This window comes from Mycobacterium sp. (genome assembly GCF_035314665.1).
Lineage (GTDB): Bacteria > Actinomycetota > Actinomycetes > Mycobacteriales > Mycobacteriaceae > Mycobacterium.
On sequence record NZ_DATFZD010000166.1, the window covers coordinates 1 to 3,834 of the forward strand.

A 3,834-nucleotide genomic window follows, 5' to 3' on the forward strand; every position below is an offset into this window, starting at 1 on the left:
GAGGTATCGGCTAAGAAAATGACCGACCTGAGGCCATATTACGAAGAGTCGCAGTCTATCTACGATGTTTCCGACGAGTTTTTCGCATTATTTCTAGACCCAACGATGGGCTACACCTGCGCATACTTCGAGCGTGATGACATGACCCTCGAGGAGGCGCAAAACGCGAAGTTTGACTTGGCGCTGGGAAAGCTGAACCTCGAGCCTGGGATGACGTTGCTGGACGTTGGCTGCGGCTGGGGCGGAGCGCTGCAGCGAGCAATCGAGAAGTTCGACGTCAACGTCATCGGTATTGCGCTGAGTTGCAATCAGGTCGAGTACAGCAAGGCCAAACTGTCCGCGATCCCCACCGACCGCAACGTCGAGGTACGGCTGCAGGGCTGGGAGGAGTTCGAGGACAAGGTCGACCGGATCGTCACCATCGGCGCCTTCGAAGCGTTCAAGATGGAGCGTTATGCCGCGTTCTTCGATCGCGCCTACAACATCCTCCCCGACGATGGCCGGATGTTGCTGCACACAATTTTGGCCCATAGCCAGAAACAGATGCACGAGCGCGGCATCAAGCTGACAATGAGCGATATCCGATTCACGCGTTTCATAGCTACTGAAATTTTCCCGGGCGGACAGTTGCCGGCGCAGGAAGATATTTTCAAGTTTGCCCAGGACGCCGGGTTTTCAGTCGGAAAGGTGCAGTTACTGCAGGAGCATTACGTGCAGACGCTGAACATCTGGGCAGCCAATCTGCGCGCTAATCGCGAACGTGCCATCGCCATCCAGTCCGAAGAGGTCTACGACCGCTACATGCATGATCTGACCGGGTGTGAGAACTTCTTCCGCAAAGGCGTCAGCAATGTGGGGCAGTTCACTCTGACCAAATAGGCGACAGGCGGAGGAATCGTCAAGACCTGTGGATCGACGGTGTTCGGGCGTGGCGGGCTTATGGCAGTAGTCGGTGGGCGAGTTGTTCGGCGTTGAGTTGGTGGATTGCGTTGTCGACGGCATGCCGGTCGGTGAGGTCGACGCCTCGCTCGGTGAGGGCGGCGGCGACTTGTTTGGCGGGGCCCCAGGCGGTTTCGTCGTCGAAGGCGTCGTGGAAGACAGGCAGGTAGGTGTCGACCGCGTCGACGACGGGGCGAATCCAGTCGGGGTCGATGCCGCGTTGGGTGAGGGCGAAGCGCAACCACTGGCGCAGCACGTCGGGCAGGGCGGTGCGTTGGTCGGCGTCGAGAATGGTCTTGCGGGGTAGCCAATCGGTGAGCAGCAGCATCACCTCGCCGGGGCTCCAGCACAGCGGCCCCGCGCCGATGTAGCCTTCGCCGTAGTCGACTAGCAGCTCGGCCAGCGACCGGCTTACCGGGTCGTCGCGCCCGCTGTCGGTAGCGAAGTCCTGGATCAGTTGGTGGCGTTGCGGCTCGGGCAGCTCGGTGTGGTCGGGCCAGTCTGGCAGGTGGTCGCGGCAGCGGGACCAGGCCAGGGCCCGGTTGTCGAGGAAGTCCTCGTCGTCGTTGCGGGGCCAGGTCATGTCGGTGGTGCGCAACGCGTGCGCGAGATCGCCGAGCACGTCGGGGACCGGGGCCTGTCGGATCGGCATCGGTACCTCGGTGGGCTCGCGCAGCTGGTCCCACGCGGTTGCGGCGCCGGGTTGAAGGATGGCGAGCGTGTCGATCATCAGGCCGCCGACCTGGCAGAGCTGGGCCATCAGCGTGTGCGGGTGGGGTCCGTCGTAGTCGATGAACAGGACCCGTTCGCTGTCGTACACATCGACCGCCCGCCACGCCGCTGCCGGGGTCCAGGCGGCGCCGGTGTGCCAGGCCGGCACCGGCTGGGTCTCGGCCAGGATCGCGACGGTTTCGGTCAACATCGAAATATCGGCGGCGGGCGCGACCCGCGCCAGCGCGGCGACCGCGCCCAGCGCGTGCGGCGACGGCGTGGTGCATGCTCGCCCGCTCACCTGCATGCACAGCTGATGCTCGGGCTCACGCTCGGTCAACGCCGCGGTCGACCAGGCCTGGCCGAGCCAGCCGCTGGCCCACGTCTCGACGGCGAGCACATCGTCGCGCTCGATGATGTCTCGGGCATCACGCAGCAATAGATCCGCGGGCTGGGGCGGCCGAGGTGAACGGCGGACCGGTCGGTTCTTGGCGCCCTTACGGCGGCCACGGCTCTTGGGCATGACCGAAGTCCATCACACGCACCGACCGGCCGCACCCAACCAGCCGGCACGCCACCGCGATTTAGGCGACTTCGGTTTCGCCGGATGCAGCTGGTGCGGCCGGGGTGATGTCGAGGGGGCGTTCGAGCAGTTTGCCCTTGTGGAACACCGCTCCCGCCCGGACCAGCGCCACCAGGTGCGGCGCGTTCACCATCCGCCAGCGGCCTTGGGCGGCCTCGATCAGCTTGTAGGCCATGGCGATACCGGCGGCGCGAGAACCGGGGCCCTTGGTGACCCTGGCCCGCAAGCGCACGGTGGCGAAGGTCGACTCGATCGGGTTCGTCGTTCTCAGGTGTATCCAGTGCTCGGCCGGATACCGGTAGAACTCCAACAACACGTCTGCATCGTCGGTGATCTTCGCGACCGCTTTCGGATACTTCGCGGCGTAGTCGATCTCGAACACCTTGATCGCGACCTGCGCTCGGTCGATGTCCTCTGCGTTGAAGATTTCCCGCATCGCCGCGATCGCACCCGGATGCGCCGACTTCGGCAGCGCGGCAAGCACATTCGCCTGCTTATGAAACCAACAGCGCTGTTCACGAGTATTCGGGAACACCTCGCGCAGCGCCTTCCAGAATCCCAGCGCACCGTCTCCCACGGCCAGCACCGGTGCGGTCATGCCACGGCGTCGGCAGCCGCGCAGCAGATCGGCCCACGATTGGGTCGACTCGCGATACCCGTCAGTCAACGCGACCAACTCCTTGCGGCCGTCGGCGCGTACCCCGATCATCACCAGCAGGCACAGTTTGTCCTGATCGAGCCGCACCTTCAGGTGGATACCATCGACCCACAGATAGACGAAATCGGTGCCCGAGAGATCCCGCTCCTGAAATGCCTTCGCCTCGTCTTGCCACTGGGCGGTCAGCCGGGTGATCGAGGCCGCCGAGAGCCCCGATCCCGTGCCGAGGAACTGTTCCAGGGCCGCACCGAAGTCACCCGTAGACAGTCCACGCAGGTACAACAGCGGCAACACCGCATTCATCTGCCGGGACTTGCGTGCCCACGCCGGCAGAATCGCCGAGGAGAACCGTTGCCGTTCACCGGAATCGGGGTCGACACGCTTGTCGTTGACGCGTGGGGCCACCACGGTCACAGCCCCCGCCGCGGTGAGCACGTCGCGCTCGTGATGATAGCCGTTGCGCACCACCAGCCGCCGCCCGTTCTCGTCAACCTGATCGGCGAACTGCTCGATATAGGCGGCCACTTCAGCGTGCAGCGCCGCCGCCAACATCTGCCGGGCACCATCGCGAACGATCTCGTCGAGCAACGACTCGGCCCCACCCGCCGCAGCGTGTGCGTTGGACGCAGACCCGTCATGAACTACCTTGAGCATGGGCGTACCTTCCCGAACCAGCGCGCCAACGCCGGTCCCGATCAGAGCTATGGACTTTCAGATCATTCCCGGGAAGGTGCGCCCACTCACGCCGCCTCGCCGAGAACCATCCACAGGTTCTGATCATTGCTCTCAGGCCGCCCAAGCGCACCTATCGAGGAATGACTTGTCGGGCTCGCCACGCCAGTGATCGCTAGACATATGTGTTCGGACACTCAAGCCGATACGAAGTTTCGAGACCCTCGTATGTCGTCTATTTCGAGACGGATCATTGGGTGTCGCTCTGCGC

General features: G+C 64.0%; 3 protein-coding genes. 1 reads left to right on the forward strand and 2 read right to left on the reverse strand.

Features of this window, described 5'->3' with window-relative positions; genetic code table 11:
• Window positions 1-18: 18 nt before the first annotated feature.
• On the forward strand, window positions 19-879 hold the full coding sequence (locus VKI00_RS13420; RefSeq protein WP_324438080.1) for a cyclopropane mycolic acid synthase family methyltransferase: 861 nt from the start codon (window positions 19-21) through the stop codon (window positions 877-879).
• Window positions 880-937: 58 nt separating this feature from the next.
• On the opposite strand, the gene VKI00_RS13425 is transcribed toward VKI00_RS13420, so the two are convergent.
• Window positions 938-2,173: a hypothetical protein gene (locus VKI00_RS13425; protein ID WP_324438076.1), complete on the reverse strand. Its 1,236-nt coding sequence runs from the start codon at window positions 2,171-2,173 to the stop codon at window positions 938-940.
• A 61-nt stretch (window positions 2,174-2,234) separates the two neighbouring features.
• The gene (locus VKI00_RS13430) at window positions 2,235-3,545 is read right to left on the reverse strand and encodes an IS256 family transposase (protein ID WP_324438078.1); all 1,311 of its coding nucleotides are present in this window, start codon (window positions 3,543-3,545) and stop codon (window positions 2,235-2,237) included.
• Between the last annotated feature and the right edge of the window lie 289 nt (window positions 3,546-3,834).

What these genes read in the sequence shown, in the direction of transcription:
- VKI00_RS13420 (WP_324438080.1), top strand. Translation starts at nt 19, where the DNA reads ATGACCGACCTGAGGCCATATTACGAAGAGTCGCAGTCTATCTACGAT.
- VKI00_RS13425 (WP_324438076.1), bottom strand. Translation starts at nt 2,173, where the DNA reads ATGCCCAAGAGCCGTGGCCGCCGTAAGGGCGCCAAGAACCGACCGGTC.
- VKI00_RS13430 (WP_324438078.1), bottom strand. Translation starts at nt 3,545, where the DNA reads ATGCTCAAGGTAGTTCATGACGGGTCTGCGTCCAACGCACACGCTGCG.